General features: G+C 70.9%; 28 protein-coding genes. 6 read left to right on the plus strand and 22 right to left on the minus strand.

Annotation, left to right across the window (positions count from 1 at the left end; translation table 11 throughout):
* Positions 1 to 11: 11 nt before the first annotated feature.
* A complete protein-coding gene (locus tag PE066_RS07190; RefSeq protein WP_271235873.1) occupies positions 12 to 950 on the plus strand; it encodes a glutathione S-transferase family protein in 939 nt (312 codons plus the stop codon).
* Positions 951 to 1007: 57 nt separating this feature from the next.
* Here PE066_RS07190 and PE066_RS07195 read toward each other — a convergent pair whose 3' ends face one another.
* A complete protein-coding gene (locus tag PE066_RS07195) occupies positions 1008 to 1346 on the minus strand; it encodes a DUF4148 domain-containing protein (RefSeq protein ID WP_271235874.1) in 339 nt (112 codons plus the stop codon).
* A 5-nt stretch (positions 1347 to 1351) separates the two neighbouring features.
* A complete protein-coding gene (locus PE066_RS07200) occupies positions 1352 to 1579 on the minus strand; it encodes a hypothetical protein (protein WP_271235875.1) in 228 nt (75 codons plus the stop codon).
* Between PE066_RS07200 and PE066_RS07205 the strand changes: the two genes are divergently transcribed.
* The gene (locus tag PE066_RS07205) at positions 1560 to 2507 is read left to right on the plus strand and encodes a LysR family transcriptional regulator (RefSeq protein ID WP_271235876.1); all 948 of its coding nucleotides are present in this window, start codon (positions 1560 to 1562) and stop codon (positions 2505 to 2507) included. The genes PE066_RS07200 and PE066_RS07205 overlap by 20 nt on opposite strands.
* Entirely contained in the window at positions 2504 to 4348 is a 1845-nt protein-coding gene (locus tag PE066_RS07210) for an AMP-binding protein (protein WP_271235877.1), read from the plus strand. The genes PE066_RS07205 and PE066_RS07210 overlap by 4 nt, the downstream gene beginning before the upstream one ends.
* Before the next feature lie 51 nt (positions 4349 to 4399).
* On the opposite strand, the gene PE066_RS07215 is transcribed toward PE066_RS07210, so the two are convergent.
* Positions 4400 to 4753 carry a winged helix-turn-helix domain-containing protein gene (locus PE066_RS07215; protein WP_271235878.1) on the minus strand — a complete coding sequence of 118 codons (354 nt, stop codon included), beginning with the start codon at positions 4751 to 4753 and terminating at the stop codon, positions 4400 to 4402.
* Between the two features lie 81 nt (positions 4754 to 4834).
* Between PE066_RS07215 and PE066_RS07220 the strand changes: the two genes are divergently transcribed.
* Complete coding sequence (locus PE066_RS07220) at positions 4835 to 5383, plus strand: hypothetical protein (protein WP_271235879.1); 549 nt, start codon at positions 4835 to 4837, stop codon at positions 5381 to 5383.
* Between the two features lie 125 nt (positions 5384 to 5508).
* The gene (locus tag PE066_RS07225; protein WP_271235880.1) at positions 5509 to 5793 is read left to right on the plus strand and encodes a hypothetical protein; all 285 of its coding nucleotides are present in this window, start codon (positions 5509 to 5511) and stop codon (positions 5791 to 5793) included.
* 3 nt (positions 5794 to 5796) lie between these two features.
* On the opposite strand, the gene PE066_RS07230 is transcribed toward PE066_RS07225, so the two are convergent.
* From PE066_RS07230 to PE066_RS07320, 19 genes are all read right to left on the minus strand, one after another.
* Positions 5797 to 6624, minus strand: a complete 828-nt coding sequence (locus tag PE066_RS07230) for an SDR family oxidoreductase (RefSeq protein ID WP_271235881.1) — start codon at positions 6622 to 6624, stop codon at positions 5797 to 5799.
* 31 nt (positions 6625 to 6655) lie between these two features.
* Positions 6656 to 7555: a c-type cytochrome gene (locus PE066_RS07235; RefSeq protein ID WP_271235882.1), complete on the minus strand. Its 900-nt coding sequence runs from the start codon at positions 7553 to 7555 to the stop codon at positions 6656 to 6658.
* Between the two features lie 247 nt (positions 7556 to 7802).
* Positions 7803 to 8567 (minus strand): enoyl-CoA hydratase, encoded by a 765-nt coding sequence (locus PE066_RS07240; protein ID WP_271235883.1) that lies wholly within the window; start codon positions 8565 to 8567, stop codon positions 7803 to 7805.
* The gene (locus PE066_RS07245) at positions 8564 to 9154 is read right to left on the minus strand and encodes a 2-hydroxychromene-2-carboxylate isomerase (protein ID WP_271235884.1); all 591 of its coding nucleotides are present in this window, start codon (positions 9152 to 9154) and stop codon (positions 8564 to 8566) included. Before PE066_RS07245 ends, PE066_RS07240 begins: the two co-directional genes overlap by 4 nt.
* Complete coding sequence (locus PE066_RS07250) at positions 9154 to 9954, minus strand: SDR family oxidoreductase (RefSeq protein ID WP_271235885.1); 801 nt, start codon at positions 9952 to 9954, stop codon at positions 9154 to 9156. The genes PE066_RS07245 and PE066_RS07250 overlap by 1 nt, the downstream gene beginning before the upstream one ends.
* Positions 9955 to 9956: 2 nt before the next feature.
* Positions 9957 to 10766, minus strand: coding sequence for an acyl-CoA thioesterase (locus PE066_RS07255; protein WP_271235886.1), 810 nt, complete (start codon positions 10764 to 10766; stop codon positions 9957 to 9959).
* On the minus strand, positions 10763 to 11638 hold the full coding sequence (locus PE066_RS07260) for an alpha/beta hydrolase family protein (protein ID WP_271235887.1): 876 nt from the start codon (positions 11636 to 11638) through the stop codon (positions 10763 to 10765). The genes PE066_RS07255 and PE066_RS07260 overlap by 4 nt, the downstream gene beginning before the upstream one ends.
* A 198-nt stretch (positions 11639 to 11836) precedes the next feature.
* Positions 11837 to 13042: an acetyl-CoA C-acyltransferase gene (locus PE066_RS07265; protein ID WP_271235888.1), complete on the minus strand. Its 1206-nt coding sequence runs from the start codon at positions 13040 to 13042 to the stop codon at positions 11837 to 11839.
* Positions 13043 to 13050: 8 nt separating this feature from the next.
* The gene (locus PE066_RS07270) at positions 13051 to 15450 is read right to left on the minus strand and encodes a 3-hydroxyacyl-CoA dehydrogenase/enoyl-CoA hydratase family protein (protein WP_271236522.1); all 2400 of its coding nucleotides are present in this window, start codon (positions 15448 to 15450) and stop codon (positions 13051 to 13053) included.
* A gap of 100 nt (positions 15451 to 15550) precedes the next feature.
* Positions 15551 to 15985, minus strand: coding sequence for a DUF2147 domain-containing protein (locus PE066_RS07275; RefSeq protein WP_271235889.1), 435 nt, complete (start codon positions 15983 to 15985; stop codon positions 15551 to 15553).
* Positions 15982 to 17778, minus strand: coding sequence for an acyl-CoA dehydrogenase C-terminal domain-containing protein (locus PE066_RS07280; RefSeq protein ID WP_271235890.1), 1797 nt, complete (start codon positions 17776 to 17778; stop codon positions 15982 to 15984). The genes PE066_RS07275 and PE066_RS07280 overlap by 4 nt, the downstream gene beginning before the upstream one ends.
* 4 nt (positions 17779 to 17782) lie before the next feature.
* Positions 17783 to 18487 carry a TetR/AcrR family transcriptional regulator gene (locus PE066_RS07285; RefSeq protein ID WP_271235891.1) on the minus strand — a complete coding sequence of 235 codons (705 nt, stop codon included), beginning with the start codon at positions 18485 to 18487 and terminating at the stop codon, positions 17783 to 17785.
* Positions 18488 to 18592: 105 nt separating this feature from the next.
* Complete coding sequence (locus PE066_RS07290; protein ID WP_271235892.1) at positions 18593 to 18913, minus strand: chaperone modulator CbpM; 321 nt, start codon at positions 18911 to 18913, stop codon at positions 18593 to 18595.
* On the minus strand, positions 18910 to 19872 hold the full coding sequence (locus tag PE066_RS07295) for a DnaJ C-terminal domain-containing protein (RefSeq protein ID WP_271235893.1): 963 nt from the start codon (positions 19870 to 19872) through the stop codon (positions 18910 to 18912). The genes PE066_RS07290 and PE066_RS07295 overlap by 4 nt, the downstream gene beginning before the upstream one ends.
* A 171-nt stretch (positions 19873 to 20043) precedes the next feature.
* Positions 20044 to 20691, minus strand: coding sequence for a nucleoid occlusion factor SlmA (slmA, locus tag PE066_RS07300; RefSeq protein WP_271235894.1), 648 nt, complete (start codon positions 20689 to 20691; stop codon positions 20044 to 20046).
* A 101-nt stretch (positions 20692 to 20792) separates the two neighbouring features.
* On the minus strand, positions 20793 to 22169 hold the full coding sequence (locus PE066_RS07305; protein ID WP_271236523.1) for a sensor histidine kinase: 1377 nt from the start codon (positions 22167 to 22169) through the stop codon (positions 20793 to 20795).
* Positions 22170 to 22216: 47 nt separating this feature from the next.
* Positions 22217 to 22918, minus strand: coding sequence for a response regulator transcription factor (locus PE066_RS07310; protein WP_271235895.1), 702 nt, complete (start codon positions 22916 to 22918; stop codon positions 22217 to 22219).
* A 33-nt stretch (positions 22919 to 22951) separates the two neighbouring features.
* Entirely contained in the window at positions 22952 to 23842 is an 891-nt protein-coding gene (gene argB, locus PE066_RS07315; RefSeq protein WP_271235896.1) for an acetylglutamate kinase, read from the minus strand.
* Between the two features lie 41 nt (positions 23843 to 23883).
* Positions 23884 to 24801 carry an NAD-dependent epimerase/dehydratase family protein gene (locus tag PE066_RS07320; RefSeq protein ID WP_271235897.1) on the minus strand — a complete coding sequence of 306 codons (918 nt, stop codon included), beginning with the start codon at positions 24799 to 24801 and terminating at the stop codon, positions 23884 to 23886.
* 46 nt (positions 24802 to 24847) lie between these two features.
* Between PE066_RS07320 and PE066_RS07325 the strand changes: the two genes are divergently transcribed.
* Entirely contained in the window at positions 24848 to 25909 is a 1062-nt protein-coding gene (locus PE066_RS07325) for a CDP-6-deoxy-delta-3,4-glucoseen reductase (protein ID WP_271235898.1), read from the plus strand.
* Positions 25910 to 25929: the final 20 nt, after the last annotated feature.

Consider the following 25929-nt stretch of genomic DNA (forward strand, 5'->3'; position numbering starts at 1 on the left):
GGGCAGGCAGCATGAGCGGTTACCTCGAGAACGGCCAGTGGCACGACGGCTGGTACGACACGCGGGCCACCCAGGGCGAGTTCGTGCGCACCACGTCCGCGTACCGCCACCGGATCACGGCCGACGGCAGCAGCGGGTTCCCGGCCGAGCCCGGCCGCTACCACCTGTACGTGTCGCTGGCCTGCCCGTGGGCGCACCGCACGCTGATCGCCCGCGTGCTCAAGCGCCTGCAGGACGTGGTGTCGGTCTCGGTGGTCGAGCCCGTCATGACCCAGGGCTGGAGCTTCAGCCAGGCCCTGCCCGACCACCTGTACGGCGCGTCGCACCTGCACCAGCTCTACACCATGGCCGATCCGCAGTACACCGGCCGCGTGCTGGTGCCGGTGCTGTGGGACAAGCAGCGGCGCACCATCGTGAACAACGAGTCGAGCGAGATCCTGCGCATGTTCAACGACGCGTTCGCCGGCCAGGTGCCGGACGGCGCCGACCTGTACCCGCAGCCCTGGCGCGCCGAGATCGACCGGCTGAACGCGTTCGTGTACGGCGACATCAACAACGGGGTCTACCGCTGCGGCTTCGCCACCGAGCAGCGGGCCTACGAGCGCGCCTTCGGGCGGCTGTTCGGCGCGCTCGACCAGGTCGAGGCGCTGCTGCAGCAGCGCCAATGGCTGGCCGGCTCGCCCCAGCCGACCGAGGCCGACTGGCGCCTGTTCACCACGCTGGCGCGCTTCGACGCGGTGTACTTCGGGCACTTCAAGTGCAACCGCAACCGGATCGAGGACTTCGCGCGCCTGTCGGGCTACCTGCGCGAGCTGTACCGGGTGCCGGGCATCGCCGCCACGGTGGACATCGACCACATCAAGCGGCACTACTACATGAGCCACCCGCACATCAACCCGAGCCGCATCGTGCCGGCCGGGCCGCGCCTGAAGTTCTGCGAGCCCGTCTGACGCGCACGAAAAAGGGCTCCGTTGCCGGAGCCCTTGACGCATGCAGGCGGGGGTGAATCAGCGTGCAGCGATGCGGGTGGCCGCCGGCTGCCCGCCGTGGCGCGCCAGGTAGGCCGAGCCGCTGTCCTCGCGGGTCATGGCGGCCACGCGGTCGCGCGCCTGGATGTACTCGCCCACCACTTCGGCACGCGACTTGGTGCTGACGAAGCTGCGCAGCGGCGAGTAGGTGGTCGACCAGGGGTTCACGCCGGCCTTCTTGTAGGCCGCCAGTTCGGCCTGCACCTGCGCACGGGTGGCCGTGGACTGGAACGGCGTCGGATCGATGGTGATGTCGTCGGCGAAGGCGCTGCCGGCGGCAACGAAGGTGGCGAGAGCGAGGGCGATTTTGCGGTTCATGTTGTTCACTCCTGGTTGAAGACCGACAGATGGGTTCGGAAGCCGGCTTTTCCTTGCTGCCGGTGCATCGGATCGCGATCGCCGGCGGCATGGGAAGAATTGTGGGATCCGCAGCGCGAATGAAAAACCGCCTGGGCGTCCATGCGGCATTGCCAGAACGGCAACAATCGCCCCATGGCCGGCCCCGCCGGCGCTTCGCGATCGAAGGTGAAGATGGATCGGCTCCAGTCCATGCGCGTGTTCCAGCAGGTCGCCCTGGAAGGCGGTTTCGCCGCGGCCGCGCGCAAGCTCGACCTCTCCCCGGCGGTGGTCACGCGCCTGGTCAGCGACCTCGAGAAGCACCTGGGCGTGCGCCTGCTGCAAAGGACCACGCGCCGGCTGTCGCTCACGCAGGCCGGCGACGCCTACCTGGACCGGCTCAGGGGCATCCTGGCCGAGATCGACGAGGCCGATGCCATGGTGCAGGCGCACACGCGCGAGATGACCGGCACCGTGCGGGTGCTGGCGCCACCGGTGGCCGCCACCCACATGGTGGCTCCCGCGGTCGTCGCATTCCAGAAGCTGCATCCCGCGGTGCGGGTGGAACTGCACGTGGAGGATTCGCCCGACCCGGCGGTGCACGACTACGACCTCGCCGTGCTCAGCAGCGTGGCCGCGCTCGATTCGAGCGTGATCGCGCGGCCCATCATCGACAGCCAGACGGTGTTCTGCGCCTCGCCCGACTACCTGGCGCGCCATGGCGAGCCGCGCGTGCCCGAGGACCTGCTGCGGCACCGCTGCCTGCGCCTGCGGCTGACTGGTGCGCGGCTGGGCCCGCTGCGGCTGATCGATCCCACCGACGACGACCGGCAGCTCGAACTGGATCTGCCCGGCGCGCTGACGGCCAACCACACCGACACCCTGGTGCGCGCCACGCTGGATGGCGGCGGCATCAGCAGCCAGCCGATCGACCTGCTGGCGCCGCTGATCCAGGCCGGCCGGCTGCGCCGCGTGCTGGCGCCCTGGATCACGGCGCGGGTCTCGCTGGTGGCGGTGCTGCCCAGCCGCCAGTACATGCCGGCGCGCACCCGGGCCTTCGTCGATTGCCTGGTCGAGCACACCCGCCGACTCGTCGCCGGGTTGACACTGGAACCGCCGCAACTGCGGGGAGGCCGCCGATGACCCTGGCACCGCTCACGTCCCTCGCCGACATCCGGGCCCTGGAGCAGCGCCCGCTGCCGGAGTCGATGCCGGCGCGCTCGCCTTATGGCCTGATCGCCGCCGCGGCCCAACGCTTTCCCGGGCGCGACGCCTTCGTGTTCCTGACTTCGGGCGAGCCGGACGCGCCGCCGCAGCGCACCTCCTACGCCGGCTTGCTGGACCACATCCACCGGGCCGCCAACCTCTTTCGCAGCCTCGGCGTGGGCGCCGGCGATGCCGTGGCCCTCCTCGCCCCCAACCTGCCGCTGACGCACGCGGCCCTGTGGGGCGCGCAACTGGCGGGCCGCGCCTGCCCGATCAACTACCTGCTGCAGCCGGAGCACATCGCGGCCTTGCTGCAGGCGAGCGGCGCCCGTGTGATCGTGGCGCTCGCGCCGCATCCCGAGCTGGACATCGGCGCGACGGTGCGCCAGGTGCAGGCGCTGTCGGGGCTGCCGGTGCTGGCGATCCATGCACCGGGCTCGCCGCCGGACGACATGCCCGACTTCGAGGCCGCGCTGCGCGGGCAAGCCGCGCAGCTGCAGTTCGAGCCGGTGCTGCACCCCGACCAGGTGGCGGCCTGCTTCCACACCGGCGGCACCACCGGCGCGCCCAAGCTGGCGCTGCACACCCAGGGCAACGAAGCCCACACCGGCTGGTTCGCCCACGCCTTCTACGGCTTCGACGAGCACACCGTCGAGATCAACGGTTTCCCGCTGTTCCACGTGGCAGGCGCCTTCGTCTACGGCCTGGCGCTGCTGGCGATCGGCGCGACCCAGCTGCTGCCGACCGTGGCCGGCCTGCGCAACCCCGGCTTCATGCGCCACTACTGGCAGTTCTGCGAGCGCTACGGCGTCACCGCGCTGGCCTGCGTGCCCACCGTGCTGGCCACGCTGTCCAACCTGCCGGTGGATGCCGACATCTCCACCGTGCGCGTGGCCTACACCGGCGGCTCGCCGCTGCCGACCGAGCTGGCGCAGCAGTTCGAGCAGCGCACCGGCATCGCCGTGCGCAACATCCTGGGCATGACCGAATCGGCCGGCCTGATCTCGATCGAGCCGGCCGCGGGTCCGCGCGTGCCGGGCTCGGCCGGCCTGCCGCTGCCGTACACGCAGGTGCGGGTGCTGCCCTGGCGCGACGGCCGGGCGGTGCTGGACGAAGCGTGCCCGGCTGGCGCCACCGGGGTGATCGCCGTGCGCGGCCCCCACGTCAGCCCCGGCTACAGCGACCCGGCGCGCAACGGCGGCATGTTCGAGGGCGGCTGGCTGGTCTCGGGCGACCTCGGCCACGTGGACGCCGCCGGCTACCTGCACGTGACCGGCCGCGCCAAGGACGTGGTCATCCGCGGCAGCCACAACATCGACCCGGGGCTGGTCGAGGAAGCCTTCATGGCGCACCCGGCGGTGAGCCTGTGCGCGGTGGTCGGCGAGCCCGACGCCTACGCCGGCGAGCTGCCGGTGGCGTTCGTGGTGCTGCGCCCCGGCCACGAGGTCGACGCGGCCGGCTTGCTGCAGGCGGTGGCGCCCACGGTCTACGAGCGCCCGGCGGTGCCCAAGCGCGTGACCCTGGTCGAGGCGATGCCGATGACGGCCATCGGCAAGGTCTACAAGCCGGCCTTGCGGCTCATGGCGCTGCAGGACAAGCTGGGCGAGGTGCTGGCCGGCCTGGGCGCGGCGGCGCAGGTGCGGGCCGAAGACCGCGGCGGATCGCCGGTCGCCGTCGTGCAGGTGGCCGGCCCGCCCGACCCCGGCCTGAAGCAGCGCGTGCACGACGCGCTGGGTGCGATGGCGGTGACGCTGGAATTCCGCTTCGACGAATCCTGAGCCGGCACCCCCGGCTGCGGGAGTGGCCAGGCCCTCGCCGGACGGCAGCCCCTAGCCGCGCGCGGCCTTCACCATCACGCGCGACAGGCGGGCGAAATGGTCCATCGCCAGGTCGGTCAGCTCGATCTGCTTGCGGCGCGCGTCCTCGGTGTCGGCCAGGGTGATCCAGCCCTTGACGCGCATGGACTTCAGGCGCGAATGGATGGTGGCCGGCGCACCGAACTCGTCCCTGGACAGCATGTCGCGCACCGACAGCCGCGCGCCCTCCTGCGCGGTGCGCGCGATCCATGACAGGATGCGCTCTTCCAGCGGATCGAGCGGAGGCAGCGTGGGCAAGCCGCGGATCGCCTGCGACAGTTGCAGGAATCGCAGGTACACCTCGGCTCCCCTGTTGGCTCTGTTCAATCCGATCTCCGTGTCCGGTGGCTGTGCTAGAACGCGGCGGTGACCGCCATGCAGTCCCGCGATGCTAACGCGAAAGAAACGATGCCATCGACGACCCTCCGTCTGCAGTTCGTACAGGTGCTCGCCACCATGGCGCTGTTCCTGGTCATGCTGTGGATCAACGACTGGCTGTTCCGGCACCTCGAGTTCGCGCCCGGCATCAACTGGATCTACCTGCCCGCCGGCGTGCGCCTGCTGTGCACCCTGCTGTTCGCCGAAGCGGGCGCGATCGGGCTGCTGCTGGTGTCCTGGCTGGTCAGCTTCCTGTTCCTCTTTCCCCACGACCCCGAGCGCGCCTTCGCCGGCGGCATCCTGGCGGCGCTGGCCCCCTGGCTGGTGTGGCGCGGCGCCTCGCGCGCCTGGGGATTGCAGGCTTCGCTGGTCAACCTCACGCCGTTGCGACTGCTGGTACTGGCGCTGGTGTACTCGGTTGCCAGCCCGCTGCTGCACCACCTGTGGTTCGCCTGGCGCGGGCAGGACGACCTGCTGAGCGGCTTCTTCGCGATGTTCGTGGGCGACCTGGCCGGCACGCTGATCGTGCTCTACGGCATCAAGGGCCTGCTGGCCGTGCTGCACCGGCCATCGCGCTGATGGGCACCTCGATACCCCATTTGGGCGATTGAGCCGCCCGGTGCGATCCGTTAAGCTCCGATCGTTCTTGTTTTTGTCACAACACGACGGCGATCAGGGAGTCCATGCGGGCGAAGGAGGGGGCCATGACCGGCTGCGAGGCCTGTTCGGCGCTGGTCAACCAAGGCGATACGCACTGCGCCATCTGCGGCGCCGAGCTGCAGGGCGGCGCCGCCGGCGGGTCCCGCAAGCCGGCCCCGCCCCCCCGGGTTCACATCCCCGTGCGGCGCTACGGCAAGGCCCCGCCGCCGCCGCGCACCTGGCGCGTGGAACAGGCGGCTTGCGCCGGCAGGCCGGGCCCGGTCATCGCCGCGGCACTGGGGGTGGCCATCCTGGCGGGCTGCCTGGCCGCCTGGTGGCCCTTCGGGTGAACCTCAGTCCACGAAGAAGTCCGGGATGAACTGCTTCGTCCCCGGCGTCACCGAGTAGCGGTCGAGGTCACTGACGCCGTGGCCGGCCAGCACCTCGTCGTCGAGGTGGAAGTTGCCGGTGGCGTCCGCCGGCCCGGTGAGGATGAACCAGGCCGCATCGGCCAGGATCTCCGGCTTGCGGCACAGCTTCACGTCCACGCCCGGGATCATCTGCAACGCCGCGGTGGCGATGGCGGTGCGCGGCCACAGGCTGTTGACCGCGATGCCGTACTGGCGGAACTCACCGGCGTGGCCCAGCGTGCACATGCTCATGCCGTACTTGGCCATGGTGTAGGCGGTGTGCGGGGCGAACCAGTGCTCCTTCATCGACAGCGGCGGCGACATGTTCAGCACGTGCGGGTTGCGCCCGGCGGCCGCCGACTTCTTCAGCTCCGGCAGGCAGGCCTGGGTGCACAGGTAGGTGCCGCGCGCGTTGACTCCGTTCATCAGGTCGTAGCGCTTCATCGGCGTGTGCTCGGTGTCGGTGAGGCTGATCGCGCTGGCGTTGTTGACCAGGATGTCGATGCCGCCGAAGGCCTGCACGGCCTGCGCCACCGCATCGAGCACGGCCGCTTCGTCGCGGATGTCCACCGACAGAGGCAGCGCCTGGCCGCCTGCGGCGCGGATCTCGTCGGCCGCCGTGTAGATGGTGCCCGGCAGCCGGGGATCGGGCTCGGTGGTCTTGGCCGCGATCACCACGTTGGCGCCGTCGGCCGCGGCCCGCTTGCCGATGGCCAGCCCGATGCCGCGCGAGGCGCCGGTGATGAAGAGGGTCTTGCCCTGGAGGGTCATCGCGAAGTCTCCTTGCCGCGCCATTGTGCGCTCAGCCCCTGGCCGGCGCCGACAGGCTGCGCAGGTACAGGTGCAGCGCCCGCATGTCGGTGTCGTTGATCTCGCGCAGGGAGTCGAACGGCATCACCTTGACCGCCGAGCCATCGGCGCGCCGGCCGGTGCGGAACAGCCGGATCAGCGACTCGGCATCCGGGTAGCGGTCCATCACCGAGCCGTTGCCCGGGGCCAGCCGGGACGCCGGCGGCCAGTCGGGCGGCGAGCCGGGGATGCGGCCGCCGGCCAGCTGCGCGCCGTGGCAGCCCAGGCACATGTTGGCCACATAGGCGCCGTGCTGCACGGTGACGCCTTCGGCCACCGCTGTCGCCGGCGGCCGGGCATGGTCGATCTTGGCGGCGGCATCCTCGATGGCGCCGAACCCGTACAGCACGCGGGCCGGCAGCGGCAGCTCGACGATCGCGGCCCCGCCTGCGGCGGGCGGCAGCGAGCGGACGTAGGCCACCAGGGCGGCCAGGTCCGCATCCGTGAAACGGTTGTAGTCCTCGCTGGGCATGATCATCAGCGGCCGCCCCCCGGGCGCGACGCCGTGGCGAATCGCGCGCACCCAGTCTTCGGGCTGGTAGCGCGCGACCAGGCTGCCCGGGCCGGGGCTGATGTTCGGCCCCTTGATGCGCACCCCCGCTGCCGCGTCGTCGACGAAGGTGCGGCCGGCGCCGTTGGCTCCGTGGCAGTCCACGCAGCCGCGCGAGGCAAACAGGTAGCGTCCGCGCTCGAGGGCCTGCGGGTCGCTCACGTACGCGACTGGCAGTGCCTTCACCTCGACTTGCCGATGCATCCGCCGCTCGGCCAGTTGCAGGCCCGCCAGCACGCCACCGCCCGCGACCAGCAGCAGCGCCGCCGTGGCCCAGGCCGTCACCCTCACCCACTTGCGCATGCTCTTCTCCTCGAAGAATCCCGCCCGCAGGATGAGTTGAACCGGGTCGCTTGCAGGCGAGGATCGGATGGTCGGTCAAGAGGTTGACCGATGTCAACGCTCCCCGCCCCCCGCCCGCAAGGCGTGCCGCGGCGCCGTCGGCGGCACACCGACGGCTGCGTTCAGAGCTTCGAGAAATCCGGCTTGCGCTTTTGGCGAAAGCTGCCGCGCACCGGCTGCGCCGGCCCACGCTCGCGCGTGGCGGATTTCAGCACTTGCTGAAATCCGGCTTGCGCTTTTCCATGAACGCCGTGAAGGCCTCGCGCGCGGCCGGCTCGCGCAGCATGCGGCTGAAGCTGGCGCCTTCGTCCTGCATGCGCTGCAGCACCGCCTCCTGCTGGCCCTGCTTCATCAGGCGCTTGGTCTCGACCAGGCTGGCCAGCGGCTTGGCGGCGAGCTTGCGCGCCTGCGCCTGGGCATAGGCGTTGGCCTCGGTCGGCGGCAGCACGCGGTTGACCAGGCCCACCTCCAGCGCCGCCTCGGCGAAGAAGGGCTCGCCCAGCAGCAGCGCCTCGGCGGCGCGGTGGTGGCCGAACATGCGCGGCACCAGCAGGCTGGACGCCGCTTCCGGGCACAGGCCGAGGTTGACGAAGGGCAGCGAGAAGGCGGCGTTGTCGCCGGCGTACACCAGGTCGCAGTGCAGCAGCAGCGTCGTGCCCACGCCGACCGCCGGCCCGCAGACGGACGCCAGCAGCGGCTTGGGGAACTGGGCAATGCCGCGCAGGAAGCGGAACACCGGCGAGTCCTGGCCGGCCGGCGGCTGGTTCAGGAAGTCGCCGATGTCGTTGCCGGCGCAGAACACCGTCTCGTGGCCCTGGATCAGCGCGACGCGGACGGCCGGGTCGGCGCTGGCCGCCTCCAGCGCATCGGCCAGGGCCGCGTACATGGCCGTGGTGATCGAGTTCTTGCGGTCCAGCCGGTTGAAGGTGATGGTCATGACGCCGGCTTCGGCGTGGCTGAGGATGTCGGTCATTGCAGGTTCTCTTTCACGAAATCGAGTCGGTCCTGGCCCCAGAACATCTGGTCGCCGATGAAGAAGGTGGGCGCGCCGAACACGCCGCGGTCGATGGCCTCCTGCGTGGCGGCCTTGAGGCGCTCCTTGGTTTCCGGGGCCTGCGCCAGCGCCAGCAGCGCGGCCGGCTCGAAACCGGCCTGTTGCAGTACCGCGGCGACCTCGGCCGGCTCGTTCAGGTTGCGGCCATCGACCCAGATCGCGCGCATCACCGCGTCGACGTAGGGCCGGAACCGATCCGGCTGGCGCACCTGCAGCCCGAGCGCACCGCGCATCAGCGTCAGCGTGTGGATCGGGAAATGCGGGTTCAGCCGGAACGGCACGCCGTAGCGGGCGGCGTGCCGGTCCAGGTCCTGCTCCAGCCAGCGGCTCTTGGCCGGCACCTCCATCGGCGAGCGGTTGCCGGTGGCCTGGAACACGCCGCCCAGCAGCATGGGCTTGTGGTGCACGGTGGCGCCGGTCTCGGCGGCGATGCGCGGCATCTGGGTCCAGGCCAGGTAGGCCGCCGGACTGCCGACGTCGAAATAGAAATCCACGCTCTTGCTCATCAGAAGGTCTCCATCCAGGGACGCAGGTCCAGCTCGTGGGTCCAGGCATCGCGCGGCTGGCGGTGCAGCATCCAGTACTGGTCGGCGATGTGCTCGGGGTCCAGGATGCCGCCCTGGTCCTTGCGCGCATAGCGCTCGGGGAAATTCTCGCGGATGAAGGCGGTGTCGATGGCGCCGTCGATCACGGCGTGGGCCACGTGGATGCCGCGCGGGCCCAGCTCGCGCGCCATGCTCTGGGCCAGCGCGCGCAGCGCGTGCTTGGCGCCGGCGAAGGCGGCGAAGCCGGCGCTGCCGCGCATCGAGGCGGTGGCGCCGGTGAACAGGATGGTGCCGCGGCCGCGCGCCACCATCCGGCGCGCCACTTCACGGCCGTTGAGGAAGCCGGCGAAGCAGGCCATCTCCCAGACCTTGAAATAGCGCCGCGCGGTTTCGTCCAGGATGCTGGCGCGCACGTTGGCGCCGATGTTGAACGCCAGCACCTCGATCGGGCCGATCTGCGACTCGATGCGCTCGACCAGCGCCGCCACGTCCTCTTCCTTGCGCGCGTCGCTGCCGAAGCCGTGCGCCTGGCCGCCCTCGGCGCGGATGCGATCGACCAGCGGCTGCACCGCTTCGGCGCTGCGGCGCGTGACGCAGGCGATGTAGCCCTCGCGCGCGAAGCGCCGGGCAATCGCGCCGCCGGTTGCATCGCCGGCGCCGATGACGAGCGCGACCTTGTTCCCGGCCAGGTCGCCGCCCGGCCGCGTGGAGGGGCTTTCAGCAGGGACGGGCTGCGCGTCGGCGCCGGGCGTGGAGGCCATGGTCATTCCTTGTAGTAGACCACCTGGTGCGTGGTGGCCAGCAGGTCGCCGGCCTCGCTCCACAGCTGCGCGGTCTGGTCGAAGTAGCCGTCGCGGAAGGCCTGGGCCTGCGCCTGGCCGAGCAGGTAGCCCTCGCCCACCTGCGCCAGCTGGGCGGCGCCGGCATGGAAATAGACGGTCATGGTGACGGTGCCGATCGGCACGAACACCGGCCGGCGGCGCCAGATGCGCGGGAAGAACACGTCGGCCATCGCCGTGAGCGAAGCGAAGTCCAGCGGGCGCGGCGGGTGGTCGCGGATCCACAGGCGCGAAAGGCTCGTACCCGAGTCCTGCCCGTGCCAGTCGTCCGGCAGGGCCCCTTCGACGAAGCGCATTTCATAGCGCTTGACCCACTCGACGCGCTTGGGACCCTGGGCCAGAGGCACATCGGCCGGCCGCGCGACCGGCGGCACGGCGTGCTCGACCGCGCCCCAGGTGTCGCGCCGAAGCGCGGTGAACACGGTGCCGGTCAGCACGGGCTGGCCGTCCTGCAGCATCTGCACCGTCCAGTGCTGGGTGGAGCGGTTGGTGCGGGCCGGCGTGGCAACAAGCTCGAAGGGTCCGTCGGCGACGGCGGACGCGAAGTTCACCGTCATGGCTACCGGCTCACCCAGCAGTGCCGGATGGCGCAGCACCGCGCCCAGCGCCTGGGCCGCGGTGACGCCGCCGAAGGGACCGACCATGTTGGCGTAGGCGGAGCTGGTCTGCCCCTGCCAGCGGCCCTCGCCGGCTTCGGCCAGGGCGATCGCCGAATCGAACGGGTGTGGGCTCATGCGGCGCTCCCGGGCGATGGCGCCAGCCCGCGGAGCCACTGCGCCATGCGGGGCCACAACACCGTTTCCTGGCCCGCGCGGAAGGCGCCGAAATGGCCGATGCGCCGCAGCGACAGGTCGGCCGGCGCGATGCGCCAGACCCGGCTGGGCGCGTTCTCGTACAGGCCGACCAGGCTGTGCGTGCCGCGCAGGGTCATCAGCTCGTCGTCGTCCATCGACAGCGCCAGCACCGGGAAGCGCGCGTTGGCGTACCGGCGGCGCACCGGCTCGCCCTCGGCGCCGACGCTGTAGCGCGGGTTCAGGCACCACTTGCGCCACTGCAGGATCACGCCCTTGGGCAGGTCCCCGATCTTGCGCAGCCGGCGGCCGGGGAAGTAGCCGAACAGGCGCGTGGCCAGCGGCACCAGCACCCACCAGAAATACCAGACCGTGCGCTTCAGGCGCGGCGCGTTCTCGCGCCAGTAGCCGCTGCCGGCCGCCACGCTGAGCAGGCCGCTGACCTTGTCCTGGTTGCCCAGCAGGCCCGGCAGTTGCGCGCCGAGGCTGTGGCCGAGCAGGTAGAGCGGCGCGGCGGGCAGCGCCGCATGCGCGTGTTCGACCACGGCTTCGTAGTCCCGTGCCCAGTCGAACAGGTCGGCCCTGACCTCGCGCAGGCTCTGGCCCGGCGGCCGCGAGGCGCCGCTGCCGCGGTAGTCGAAGGTGGTGACGCGCCAGCCCTGGCCGGCCAGCCACTGCGCAAACGGCGCGTAGTAGTCCTGCCACACGCCCATCGCGCCGCCGATCACCACGTTGCCGTGCGGCGGTCCGGGCGGCTCCCAGGTGCGCAGCACGATGCTGGCGCCGTCGGGGGTGGTGAGTGTCTCCTGTCGCATGTTCTTCTCCCGTCTTCACATGCCGGCCGCTGGGCCAGTTCCAGTGCCACCGCGGAACCGGCTCGGCCGGGCCGCTGGTAGCGCCCCCTCGAGGGGCCGAGGGCCGCGGCTCCAGACCTGCCTGCGCCGGCCTGGACGGCCCGAAGAGCCGCTGCCGCAGGCAGCGGCACCGAGTACGGGCAGGCGCTTCGAGGGGGGTCAGACCCTCTCGAAGATCCCCGCCGCGCCCTGCCCCATGCCGACGCACATGGTGACCATGCCGTACTTCAGGTTCCTGCGGCGCAGCGCGTGCACGACGGTGGCGGCGCGGATCGCGCCGGTGGCGCCCAGCGGGTGGCCCAGCGCGATGGCGCCACCCATCGGGTTGACCTTGGCCGGGTCCAGACCGAGGGTGTTGATCACCGCCAGCGACTGCGCCGCGAAGGCCTCGTTCAGCTCGATCCAGCCCATGTCGTCCTGCTTCAGGCCGGCGGCCTTGAGCGCCGCCGGAATCGCCTCGACCGGACCGATCCCCATGATGTGCGGCGGCACGCCGCGGCTGGCGTAGCCGACGAAGCGCGCCAGCGGCGTGAGGTTGAAGCGCTTCAGGGCGGCTTCGCTCACCACGACCAGCGCACCGGCGCCGTCGGAGGTCTGCGAGCTGTTGCCGGCCGTCACGCTGCCGCGCGCGGCGAACACCGTCTTGAGCTTGGCCAGGCCTTCCAGGGTGGTGTCCGGCCGTGCGCCTTCGTCCAGGCTCACGGTGCGGGTCTTGACCTCGACTTCGGCCGATTCCAGGTCGACCGAGCGATCGGCCACTTCCACCGGCGCGATCTCGTCGGCGAACTCGCCCGCCTTCATCGCGGCCAGCGCCTTCATGTGCGAGTCGTAGGCGAACCGGTCCTGCGCCTCGCGCCCGACCTTCCACTGCTGCGCCACCTTCTCGGCGGTCAGCCCCATGCCGTAGGCGATGCCGTAGCTCTCGATGTCGTCCGGGTTGGAGAAGATGGCCGGCGACAGCGAGGGCGTGTTGCCCATCATCGGCACCATGCTCATGCTCTCGGTGCCGGCGGCGATCATCACGTCGGCCTCGCCGACGCGGATGCGGTCGGCCGCGATCTGCACCGCCGACAGGCCGGAGGCGCAGAAGCGGTTGACGGTCATGCCGCCCACCCCCTTGGGCAGGCCGGCCAGCACGGCGCCGATGCGCGCCACGTTCAGGCCCTGCTGGGCCTCCGGAATCGCGCAGCCGCAAACCACGTCCTCGATCGCCTGGGGATCGAGGCCGGGCACCTGCGCCAACGCCGCCCGCAACGCCGTCGCCAGCAGGTCGTCGGGCCGCGTGTTCCGGAAATAGCCGCGGTGCGAGCGCCCGATGGGCGTGCGGGTGGCGGCGACGATGTAGGCGTCTTGCACTTGCTTCATGTCTGTCCTCAGTTCCGCACCGGCTTGCCGGTGTTGAGCATGCCCAGGATGCGCTCCTGGGTCTTGGGGTGCTGGACCAGTTCGCAGAAGGCCTGGCGCTCCAGCGTCATGAGGTATTCCTCGCTGACCAGCGTGCCGGCATCGACGTCGCCGCCGGTGACCACATGGGCGATCAGCGAGGCGATGTGGAAGTCGTGCTGGCTGATGAAGCCGCCGTCGCGCATGTTCACCAGCTGCCCCTGGATGGTCGCCTTGCCGCTGCGGCCGGCCACCGGGAACAGGCGCTTGAGCGGCGCGCGCCAGCCCGCATTGAACATCGCCTTGGCCTCCTGGGTGGCCACGTACAGCAGCTCGTCCTTGTTCGGCACGATGATGTCGCTGTCCAGCAGGTAGCCGATCTTGCGCGACTCGATCGCGCTGGTGCCCACCTTGGCCATCGCGGCGGCGGTGAAGCCCTCGGTCAGGAACGGCAGCAGGTCCTTGAGCGTGGACTGGGCCTGCGCCTCGGCCGCGCGCCGCGCGATGTAGGCCAGCCCGCCGGCGCCGGGCACCAGGCCCACGCCCACTTCCACCAGGCCGATGTAGCTTTCCATGGCCGCGACCCGGCGCGCCGAGTACAGGCCCAGCTCGCAGCCGCCGCCCAGCGCCAGCCCGCGGATGGCCGACACCACCGGCACGCCGGCATAGCGCAGCCGCAGCATGGTCTGCTGCATGAAGCCTTCGGCATCCTCGATCGCGCCGATGCCCACCGCCAGGAAGGCCGGCAGCGTCGACTCCAGGTCGGCGCCGGCGCTGAACGGCTCGTCGCCCGACCAGATCACCAGGCCCTGGTAGTCCTTCTCGGCGGTCTCGATCGCCTGCTGCAGGCCCTCGCACACCTCGGGGCTGATGGTGTGCATCTTGGTCTTGAGGCTGGCGATCAGCACCTCGCCGTCCAGCGTCCAGAGGCGGATGTTCTTGTCCTCGTGCACCGTGGTACCGGCGGTCTCGAACTTCGCGCCGCCACCGCCCCGCACGGTCTCGGGGAAGTACTGGCGCTGGTACACCGGCAGCAAGCGGCGCGGCTCGAAGCGGCCGCGGGTCGGATTCCACGAGCCCTCGGGCGTGTGCACGCCGCCGGCGTCGGCGACCGGACCCTGGAACACCCACGCGGGCAGCGGCGCCTTGGACAGCGCCTTGCCGGCGTCGATGTCTTCCTGGATCCACTGCGCCACCTGCAGCCAGCCGGCCTCCTGCCACAGCTCGAACGGGCCCTGCTTCATGCCGAAGCCCCAGCGCATGGCGAAGTCCACGTCGCGCGCGGTGTCGGCGATCGAGGCCAGGTGGACCGCAGCGTAGTGGAAGCTGTTGCGCAGGATGGCCCACAGGAACTGGCCCTGCGGGCCTTCGCTGTGGCGCAGCAGCTTCAGCCGTTCGGCGGCCGGCTTCTTCAGCATGCGGCCGTAGACGTCGTCGGCCTTCTGGCCGCCCGGCACGTAGTCCCTCGACTCCAGCTCGAAGCGCAGCACGTCGCGGCCGACCTTCTTGTAGAAGCCGGCCTTGGTCTTCTGCCCCAGGTGGCCCATCTCCAGCAGCGCCTTGAGCACTTCCGGCGTGCCAAAGCTGTCGTAGAACGGGTCGGTGTCGGCGCTCAGGGTGTCCTGCAACGTCTTGATCACGTGGGCCATGGTGTCCAGGCCCACCACGTCGGCGGTGCGGAAGGTGCCGCTGGAAGCGCGGCCGAGCTTCTTGCCGGTGAGGTCGTCGACCACGTCGTAGGTCAGGCCGAACTTCTCCACCTCGCGCATGGTCGCCAGCATGCCGGCGATGCCGACCCGGTTGGCGATGAAGTTGGGCGTGTCCTTGGCCCGCACCACGCCCTTGCCGAGGCCGCTGGTGACGAAGGTCTCCAGGTCGTCCAGGATCTGCGGCTGCGTGGTCGGCGTGGCGATCAGCTCGACCAGGTACATGTACCGCGGCGGGTTGAAGAAGTGGATGCCGCAAAAGCGCGGCCGGATCGCATCGGGCAGCGCTTCCGACAGCTTGGTGATCGACAGGCCCGAGGTGTTGGACGCGACGATCGCGTGCGGAGCGACGTGGGGCGCGATCTTCTTGTAGAGATCGAGCTTCCAGTCCATGCGCTCGGCGATGGCCTCGATCACCAGGTCGCACTCGCCCAGCAGGGCCATGTGCTCCTCGTAGTTGGCCTGCTGGATCAGCACGGCGTCGTCGGCCACGCCCAGCGGCGAGGGCTTGAGCTTCTTCAGGCCCTCCACCGCTTTCGTGACGATGCCGTTCTTCGGGCCCTCCTTGGCCGGCAGGTCGAACAGCACCACCGGCACCTTCACGTTCACGAGGTGGGCGGCGATCTGCGCGCCCATCACGCCGGCGCCGAGCACGGCGACCTTTCTCACCTGGAAGCGGCTCATCGTCGCGGCCCTTTCGCTGCCTGCCGCGGCGGCGGCGTCCTGTTCCTTGTACATCTCACTCTCCGGTTCCCTCCCCGGTGCGGGAAGGGGAAAGACATTCCTACTCGACCCTGACCCAGGTCTGCGTGCGGCCGAACGGCCCGAACGAGCCGCGCACGTCCAGCCGCTTGCCGCCGTCCTGCGGCGTCAGGCGCAGCGCGTAGTCGCGGCCGTTCTCGGGGTCGAGGATCTTGCCGCCTTCCCACACGTCCTTGCCGTCGGCCTTGCGGGCGCCGCGGATGATCTCCAGCCCGTCCAGCCGCTGGCCCTTGCGGTCGTCGCTGCACTCGTCGCACACCGCATCGGGCTTGGCGCTCTTGGCCAGGCGCCGCACGATGCGGCCGTTGACCACGCCGTTGGCCTCGGCGATGCGGATCTCGGCCTTGACCTCGCCCGTCTTGTCGTCGATGTTGCGCCACAGGCCGACAGGCGACATCTGGGCCAAGGCGGTGCCGGCGGCCAGCAGGCCGCCCAGGAGGAGGACAACCGCCCTCATGCCAGGGCCTCGTCGGTGTCGAGCAGCACCTTGGCGCCCGAGCGCGCAGTGCGCATCAGCGTCGCGGTTTCCGGGAACAGCCGGGCGAAGTAGAAACGTGCCGTCTGCAGCTTGGCCTTGTAGAACGGGTCGGTGTTGCCGGCCGCGATCTCGCGCAGCGCGACCTGGGCCATGCGTGCCCACAGGTAGCCGAACACCAGGTGGCCGGCCACGCGCAGGTAGTCCACGGCCGCGGCGCCGACTTCGTCCGGGTTCTGGAAGCCCTTGAAGCCGATCTCGGTGGTGAACTTGGTCATCTGCTCGCCCAGCAACGCGATCGGGTTGATGAACTCGGCCATCTTCTCGTTCACGCCCTCTTCCTCGACCAGCTGGGCGACCAGCTTGCCGAACTTCTTGAGCGTGGCGCCCTGGTTGCCCAGCACCTTGCGGCCCAGCAGGTCGAGCGACTGGATCGTGTTGGTGCCCTCGTAGATCATGTTGATGCGGGCATCGCGCACGAACTGCTCCATGCCCCATTCCTTGATGTAGCCATGGCCGCCGAACACCTGCAGGCAGGCCGAGGTCGCGGTCCAGCCGTTGTCGGTGATGAAGGCCTTCACGATCGGGGTGAGCAGCGCCACGATCTCGGCGGCGTCCTTGCGCACCTTCTCGTCCGGGTGGTTCAGCTCGCGGTCGATCAGCTGCGCGCTCCACAGCGCCAGCGCGCGGCCGCCCTCGGCATAGGCCTTGGCCGTCAGCAGCATCTTGCGCACGTCGGGGTGCACGATGATCGGATCGGCCGGCTTGTCCTTGGCCTTGGGGCCGGACAGCGAGCGCATCTGCACGCGGTCCTTGGCATAGGCCAGCGCGTTCTGGTAGGCGACCTCGGTCAGCCCGAGCGACTGCATGCCCACGCCCACGCGCGCCGCGTTCATCATCACGAACATGGCCTGCAGGCCCTTGTTGGGCTCGCCGACCAGGGTGCCGACAGCGCCGTCCAGCACCATCTGCGCGGTGGCGTTGCCGTGGATGCCCATCTTGTGCTCCAGGCCGCCGCAGTAGATGCCGTTGCGCGCGCCGAGCGAGCCGTCCGGATTGACGTTGTACTTGGGCACGATGAACAGGCTGATGCCCTTGCTGCCCTTGGGCGCGTCGGGCAGGCGGGCCAGCACCAGGTGCACGATGTTGGGCACCAGGTCGTGCTCGCCGGCGGAGATGAAGATCTTGTTGCCGGTCAGCCGGTAGGTGCCGTCGCCCTGCGGCTCGGCCTTGGTGCGCAGCAGGCCCAGGTCGGTGCCGCAGTGCGGCTCGGTCAGGCACATGGTGCCGGTCCATTCGCCGCTCACCAGCTTGGGCAGGTAGGTCTTCTTCTGCTCGGGCGTGCCGTGCGCGCGCAGCGCGGCGTAGGCGCCGCTGGTCAGGCCGGGGTACATGGTCCAGGCCTGGTTGGCGGCATTGAGCATCTCGTAGAAGGCCTGGCTCACCACCACCGGCAGGCCCTGGCCGCCGAAGTCGGGGTCGCACGACAGCGCCGGCCAGCCGCCCTCGATGTACTTGGCGTAGGCCTGCTTGAAGCCCTGGGGCGTGGCGACCTCGTGCGTGTCCTGGTCGAGCCGGCAGCCTTCCTCGTCGCCGCTGATGTTGAGCGGGAAGATCACCTCGCTGGCGAACTTGCCGCCCTCCTCCAGCACGGCATTGATGGTGTCGGCGTCGACCTCCGCGTAGGTCGGCATGGCCTTGTAGTCGTCGGCCACCTTGAGCACCTCGTGCATGACGAACTGCATGTCGCGCAGGGGCGGGGTATAGCTGGGCATCGGGTCACTCCTTGGTTTCGGTCTTGTGGTGGCGTTGCAGCCGGGCGGGGCGGCCCTCGGCGTCACCTGCGCCGTAGCGGCGCAGGATGTTGTCGAAGCCGGCGTTGGCGCGCGCGATGGAGCCGGGGCTCTTCAGGAAGCGCGCCTCGTGATGCAGGGCCAGGATCAGGCCGTGGGTTTCGAACAGCATCTGCTCGATGTCGGTGTCGGCGCGCAGGTGGCCTGCGTCGCGGGCGCCGGCGATGGCCCGCTTCATGGCGGCGTGCCAGGTCATGACCGAGCTGGCCAGGGCGTCGCGCACCGGGCCCGGCCGGTCATCGAATTCGACGGCGCCGCTGATGTAGAGGCAGCCGGAATCCAGCTCCACCGAGGTGCGCTGCATCCAGTTGGCGAACAGCGCGCGCAGCCGCGGCAGGCCGCGCGGCTCCTTCATCGCCGGATAGAACACCTCGTCCTCGAAGCGCGCGTGGTACTCGCGGATCACCGAGATCTGCAGTTCCTCGCGCGAGCCGAAATGGGCGAACACGCCGGACTTGCTCATCTGCGTGACTTCCGCCAGCGCGCCGATCGACAGTCCTTCCAGACCGATCTGCGTGGCCAGCCCGAGGGCCGCGTCCACGATGGCGGCCTTGGTCTGCTGGCCCTTCTGCAGGGCGTGACGGTCGCGCGGAAAGCGCGAGCGCTTCAGGTGCAGCTCGGTGACGGGCATGGGGGATTCGATTCGAATAAAACGAACGGTCGTTCTATTTTGCAGGAAAACGGCGGACGCACCAAACCGGCCGGGACCTCTAGGGCCGCGGACCTAGAAAGCGGCTCAGTGACCGGCTTCGCCGTCCTCGAGCATCAGCAGGCGGCGGCGCAGCCGGGCCACCTCCTCCATGAGGTCTGCGGCCAGGGCGGCCAACTGCGGATCGGCCGCGAAGTCCGACTCCAGCCGCGCCACCCGGCGGGCCCTCACCAGCGTCGCGCTGTCGAAGCGCCACTCGCCGCCCTGGCCGGCGGTGCGCAGCACGCCGGCCAGGACGTGCTCGTGCACCCAGGCGACCTGCACGCCGCACAGGCGCGCGACGTCTTCCATGGACAAGGCGGCCTCGCCCAGCACTTCGCCCTCGTGGATCGTTTCGCGCATGGTCATGCTCCGCTGCCAGCCCGGCGCACGTCGAAACCGGGGTAACTGTCGCGCAGCGCCTCGTACGCGGCACGCTGCGCATCGGTGATCGGCGGCGGCACCACGACCTCCAGCTCCAGGTAGAGGTCGCCCGGCGGCGAGGACGGGATGCCGCGGCCCTTGAGCCGCAGCTTGCGGCCGGCGCCCGAGCGCGCCGGCACCTGCACCTCCACCGTGCCGGCCGGCGTGGCGACTTCCGCCGGACCGCCCAGGGCCGCTTCCCAGGCCGCCAGCGGCATGCGCTGGTACACGTCGCGCCCCTCGGCACGCCAGCGCGGGTCGGGCCGGAACACCACCTCCAGCAGCAGGTCGCCCGCCGGCCCGCCGTTCAGGCCCGGGTTGCCCTGCCCCGCCAGCCGGATGTGCTGGCCTTCGCGCACGCCCTTGGGGATGCGCACCTGCAGGTGCCGCTCCTCGCGCCGCAGATGGCCCTGCTCGTCGAGCCGGCCGCTCTGCAGGGCGATGGTGCGCTCGGCGCCGCGGTAGGCGTCGAGCAGGTCCAGCTCGACGCGAGCGTAGTGGTCCTCGCCCCGCAGCGGTCCGGCGCGTCCCTGCGCAGCGCGGGCGCCACCGGCACGATGGCGCGCGGCGCGGCCGAACAACTGCTCGAAGAAGTCGCTGTAGGCCTCCTCGGAGACACCCTCGCCGCTGAACTCCCAGCCGGCGTCCCAGTTGGGCGGCGGCTGGAAGCCGCCACCGGCGTGCGCCTGCGGCTGGCTGGCGAGCTGGTCATAGGCGGCGCGCTTCTCGGGATCGGACAGGACGGTGTTGGCCTCGTTCACTTCGGCCATGCGGGCCGCGGCGCCCGGCTCCTTGCTGACGTCGGGGTGGTACTTGCGGGCGAGCTGGCGGTACGCCTTGCGGATGTCGTCCTCGGTCGCGTCGGGGGCCACGCCGAGCACCTGGTAGTAGTCCTTGAAGTCCATGCAGCTGCCCTTCGCCGGCCATTGTGGGCAGGGCCGTGCTGCCGCGCTGGCGGCGGCAGCAAGTGCAAAAGCGTCTTGCCAAGTGTTTCGGCATCCCGGCGCGCAGGGGTCGCGCCGCCGGGCGTGTGCGCGCGGCGGCCGGGTGGCTGGCGGCAGGCGGAGGGCGGGAACTCAGCCCAGCATCAGGGCCAGGCTGGCGTCCAGGTGCTCCGACGGGCTGCGCCGAAAGCCCGAGCGGGCAAAGCGCTGCAGGCGGCCGACCACGAAGGCGGTGAGCATGGAGGCGCGCACCTGCGCGTCCACCGTGGGCGTGGCCGAGGCGTCGGCGCCGGCCTCGCGCAGGCACTGCTTGAGGGTCGACTCGATCTTGTCGAAGAACTGGTTCATGCGCTGCTGCAGGCGCTCGTTCTCGAACACCAGGGCATCGCCCACCATCACGCGCGTCATGCCCGGGTTCTTCTCGGCGAACTGCACCAGCATGGCGACGATGCGCGCCGCCTGGCGGCTGCCGGCTTCGGTGCCGGCGTCGCGCTCCTGGATCTGGTTGACCAGGGTGAACACGCTTTGCTCGATGAACTCGATCAGGCCCTCGAACATCTGGGCCTTGCTGGCGAAGTGCCGGTACAGGGCGGCTTCGCTGACCTCCAGCCGCGCCGCCAGCGCCGCGGTGGTGACGCGCTCGGCGCCGGGCTGCTCCAGCATCATGGCCAGCGCCTGCAGGATCTGCACCCGCCGCTCGCCCGGCTTGGGGCGCTTGCGGGCGGGCGCCGCGGCCTCGGCGGCAGGAAGGGCGGACGGGCTGAGCTCGGCTTCGGACATGGCGTTCCAATGGATCAGTTGGGGCCATTCTCGCATACCGATGGGGCGCCGCGGCCGATCGCCCGGCGTGCGGCAATGCGGCTGCGCGGCCAAGTGCGCGCTTACAACGAGAGCAGCAGGCAGGCGCGCAGGCCGCGCCCGCCGGCCCCCGGACCCAGCTCGAGCTGGCTGTGGTGCACCCGGGCGATCTCCTGGGCGATGGCCAGCCCGAGCCCGTTGCCTTCGCCCGCCGTGCCCTGCACCCGGTAGAAGCGCTCCAGCACCCGGCCGCGCTCGGCGTGCGGCACGCCCGGCCCGTCGTCCTCCACTTCCAGGAACGCCTGGCCGTCGCGCCGGCCGCAGCGCAGCGTGACGGTGCCGCCCTCGGGCGTGTACTTGACGGCGTTGTCGACCAGGTTGGACAGCAGCTCGCGCAGCAGCCAGTCGTGGCCCATCACCTGCACCGGCGCGGCCTCCAGGCCGAGGTCGATGCGGCGGGCGCTGGCGGCGTCCAGGTGGGCGCCCAGGATGTCCTCGCACAGCGACTTAAGATCCACCCGCTGCAGGGGCTGGGCGTGCATCGCCCGGGCATCGGCGCGCGACAGCGCGAGCAGCTGGTTGGCCAGCTGCGAGGTGCGGCGCGTCGCGCCGCGCAGCTTGTGCACCTGCTCGGCCGGCAGCTCGACCCGGCCCCCCGGTCCGGCGTGGGCCGCCGCCTGCGCCCAGGCCTCCACCTGCGCCTGCAGTGCCGCCAGCGGGGTGCGCAACTGGTGCGCGGCATCGGCGATGAAGCGGCGCTGGCTCTCGGCCTGCGCATCGAACAGGCCGAACAGCCGGTTCAGAGACCGCACCAGCGGCCGCACCTCCTCCGGCGACTTGCTCTCGTCCAGCGCGCTCAGGTCGCGCGGCGAGCGCCGCTCGACCGCGTCCCTCAGGGCCAGCAGCGGGCGCAACGCCCGCTCCACCGCCAGTCCCACCGCCACGGCCGCGGCCGCGATCAGCACCAGGTTGGGCAGCAGCACCTTCAGCAGGATGGAGCGGGCCCATTGCCGGTGCGGATCGGACCCGTCGGCCAGGGCCACCACCAGCTCGCCCACCACGGTCTGCTGGCGCTGGCGCACGATGCGCCAGGTGACGCCCTCGTACGCCTCGTTGTGGAACTCGAGCTGGGTGTCGGCCGGCGGCAGCGCCGCCAGCCAGGCGTCGCCGGCCAGCAGCATGCCGTCGACATCGGTGATGGCGAAGGTGGCGGGGCCGGGCCGCTCCTTCAGGAACTCCTGCACGCCGGGCGCCATCATCAGCACCAGCGACTCCTCGGCGCCGCTGCCCTGCCCGATCACGGAGTTGGCCAGCAGCGGCAGCAGTGCCTCCAGCCGGCGATCCTGCTGCAGCGCGACGTCGTCGGCCGAGCGCCAGGCGAACCAGGCATTGCCCACCGCCAGCAGCGCCAGCGGCACCAGCAGCATCACCGTCAGGCGCCGCTGCAGGCCGGAGAGCATGCGCTCGCCCGTGGCGCGCGGCGCCGGAGCGGGCGCGCGCCACTGCATCATCGCGCGGCCGGCTCCTGCAGCTCCAGCCGGTAGCCGAAGCCGCGGATGGAGCGCAGCGCCACCCCGTGCGGCTCGAGCTTGCCGCGCAGGCGCGAGATGTAGACCTCCACCGCGTTGGGCGTGATCTCCTTGTCCCAGCCGGTCAGCGCCTGCAGCAGCTTTTCCTTGCTGGCCGGCTTGGGCGCGTGCATCAGCAAGTACTCCAGCACGGTCCACTCGCGCGGGCCCAGCTCGATGGTGCTGCGCCGGCCCTCCTGCAGTGCGCTGGCGCGCCGGTTGGCGGTATCCAGTTCGACCGGGCCGAAGCTCAGGACGGCGCTGGTGGCCGCCTGCGAGCGGCGCAGCAGGGCGCGCAGGCGCGCCAGCAGCTCGGGCAGCTCGAACGGCTTGACCATGTAGTCGTCGGCGCCCAGGTCCAGCCCCTGCACCCGGTCCTGCAAGGCGTCGCGCGCGGTCAGGATCAGCACCGGCATCTGGCGGCTGGCCATCTCGGGCTTGCGCAGGCGTCGGGTCAGCTCCAGCCCGTCCATGTGGGGCAGGCCGATGTCGATCACCGCGACGTCGAACACCTCGGTGCGCAGCACCTCCTCGGCGCGCTCGCCGCTGCCGACCCAGTCGACCGCATAGCCCGCATCGGCCAGTCCCAGCTTGATGCCGCTGGCGACCATCACGTCGTCTTCCACGAGCAGCAGGCGCATGTCAGACTCGCAATCCGCCCTTCGCCCGCGCGTTCATTGCGATCGGATCATCGTGCCGTAGGCTTGCTCGGTCAGGATCTCCAGCAGCATCGAGTGCGGTACCCGGCCGTCGATGATGTGGACCGAATTCACGCCGTTGCGGGCGGCCTCGAGCGCGCCGCTGATCTTGGGCAGCATGCCGCCCGACAGCGTGCCGTCGGCGAACAGGCCGTCGATCTCGCGCGCGCTCAGGTCGGTCAGCAGCTGGCCGTTCTTGTCCAGCACGCCGGGGGTGTTGGTCAGCAGCACCAGCTTCTCGGCCTTGAGCACCGTGGCCAGCTTGCCGGCCACCACGTCGGCGTTGATGTTGTAGCTCTCGTTCTGCTCGCCGAAGCCGATCGGGCTGATCACCGGGATGAACTGGTCGTCCTGCAGCGCCTTCACCACCGAGGGGTCGATCGAGATGATGTCGCCGACCTGGCCGACGTCGTGCTCCTTGCTCGGGTCCTGGTTGTCGACCATCTTGAGCTTGCGCGCGCGGATCAGGCCGCCGTCGCGGCCGGTCAGGCCGACCGCCTTGCCGCCGGCCTGGTGGATCAGGCCGACGATGTCCTGCTGCACCTCGCCGGCCAGCACCCACTCGACCACCTCCATGGTCTCGGCGTCGGTCACGCGCATGCCCTGGATGAATTCGCCCTTCTTGCCCAGGCGCTTCAAAGCCTGCTCGATCTGCGGGCCGCCGCCGTGCACCACCACCGGGTTCATGCCCACCAGCTTGAGCAGCACCACGTCCTCGGCGAAGTCGGCCTGCAGCTCGGGGTCGGTCATCGCATTGCCGCCGTACTTGATCACCATGGTCTTGCCATGGAACTTGCGGATGTACGGCAGCGCCTGGGCCAGGATCTCGGCCTTGTCGCGGGGGGTGATCGAGGAGAGGTCGCTCATGGCCCGAAATTGTAGGGTCCGGCTCCCCGCCGTCTCCCGGGCTACAGCCCCTCGCGCACCGAGGGGTAGCGCAGGCGCAGCCGCAACTCGCGCTTGAGGCGCTGGTTGTCCAGCCGGCGCGACTCGCCCATGAAGCTCAGGAGCACCGGCGGCAGCTGCTCCTGCGCCTGCGCGCGCGCGATGCGCGGCGGCCGCGGCAGGCCGTAGCGGTCTGCGGCCAGGTCGAACCAGTCGCCCATCTTCAGCTCGGTGTCGTCAGCGACGTTGACCGCCCGCTGCGGCCGCCCGCGCCACAGCGCCGCCGCCAGCGCGCGCGCCAGGTCGTCGGCGTGGATGTGGCTGGTGAAGACATCGTCCTCGGCGCGCAGCACCGGGGTGCCCTTGAGCAGGCGCTCGCGCGGCGTGCCGCCTTCGCGGTCGGGCGCATAGATGCCGGGCACGCGCAGGATGGCGGCGCGCGCGCCGGTGGCGCGGCCGAAGTGGCGCACGGCGGCCTCGGCGTCGGCCCGGCGCTGCGCCCGCGGCGTGCCCGGCGCCAGGGGCCGCCACTCGGCAACCTTGTCGCCGCCGCAGTCGCCGTAGACCCCGGTGGTCGATGCGTACACCAGCATCGCCGGCGGCGTGCGCCGGCGCAGCGCCTGCAGCAGCGCGGACGTGCGCGGATCGCGCCAGGCCGGCTCGCGGCCGGACGGCGGCGGTGCCAGGTGCACCACGCGCGTGGCCAGGCCGGCCAGGCGCGCCAGGCTGCCGCGCCGATCGAGGTCACCGGCCAGCGGCGTGAGGCCCTGCCCGCGCAACGCCGCGATGCGATGCGGCGACGACGTCAGCGCCAGCAGCCGCACCCGCCCCTGCAACTGCCGCGCAAGCCGCAGGCCGATGTCGCCGCAGCCGACGATGAGGATGCGCTCGCGCCGGAAGCGCGCGGGAAGCGCCCCGAGGGGGCTCTGGTTCGAGGGCAAAATACCGGTTCCGTCGAGTGAAAACCAGCCACGAGGATAACCAGACATGACCAGCGCCGAGGCCGCCGCAGGCCCCTTCCAGGTGACCGTGCAGCCGAGTGGCCGGACTTTCAGCGCCGATGCCGGCGAGCCCCTGCTGACCGCCGCCATCCGCCAGGGCATCGGCATGCCGTACGGCTGCAAGGACGGCGCCTGCGGCTCGTGCAAGTGCAGGAAGCTGGAGGGCGAGGTGACGCACCGCGCGCACCAGAGCAAGGCCCTGAGCGCCGAGGAAGAGGCGGCCGGCTACGTGCTGACCTGCAGCGCCTTCGCGCTGACCGACGTGGTGCTGGAGTCGCGCCAGGTCACCGACGAAAGCGCGTTCCCGATCCGGAAGATGCCCTCGCGCGTGATCTCGCTGGAAAAGCGCTCGCACGACGTGATGGTCGTCAAGCTGCAGTTGCCGGCCAACGACGCCCTGCGCTACCACGCCGGCCAGTATGTCGAATTCATCCTGCGCGACGGCTCGCGCCGCAGCTACTCCATGGCCAACGCGCCGCACACCGGCCCGGGGGTGGAACTGCACATCCGCCACATGCCGGGCGGCAAGTTCACCGACCACGTGTTCGGCGCCATGAAGGAAAAGGAGATCCTGCGGGTGGAAGGCCCGTACGGCAGCTTCTTCCTGCGCGAGGACTCCGCCAAGCCCATGATCCTGCTGGCCTCGGGCACCGGCTTCGCGCCGATCAAGGCGGTGATCGAGCACATGCAGCACAAGGGCATCACGCGCCCGGCCACGCTGTACTGGGGCGGGCGCCGGCCGGACGACCTGTACCTGGACGACTGGGTGAAGGCGCGTTGCGCCGAAATGCCCAACCTGGCCTACGTGCCGGTGGTCTCCAACGCGCTGCCCGAGGACAACTGGACCGGCCGCACCGGCTTCGTGCACAAGGCGGTGATGGAGGACTTCCCCGACCTGTCGGGACACCAGGTCTACGCCTGCGGCGCGCCCATCGTGGTGGATTCGGCCCGCGCCGAATACAGCGCCGACTGCAGGCTGCCGCCGGAGGAGTTCTTCGCCGACGCCTTCACCACCGAGGCCGACAAGCACAAGGACGCCGGGAGCTGATCCGGCCGGTCTGAGCCGCC

This window comes from Ramlibacter tataouinensis (assembly GCF_027941915.1).
Taxonomy (GTDB): domain Bacteria; phylum Pseudomonadota; class Gammaproteobacteria; order Burkholderiales; family Burkholderiaceae_C; genus Ramlibacter; species Ramlibacter tataouinensis_C.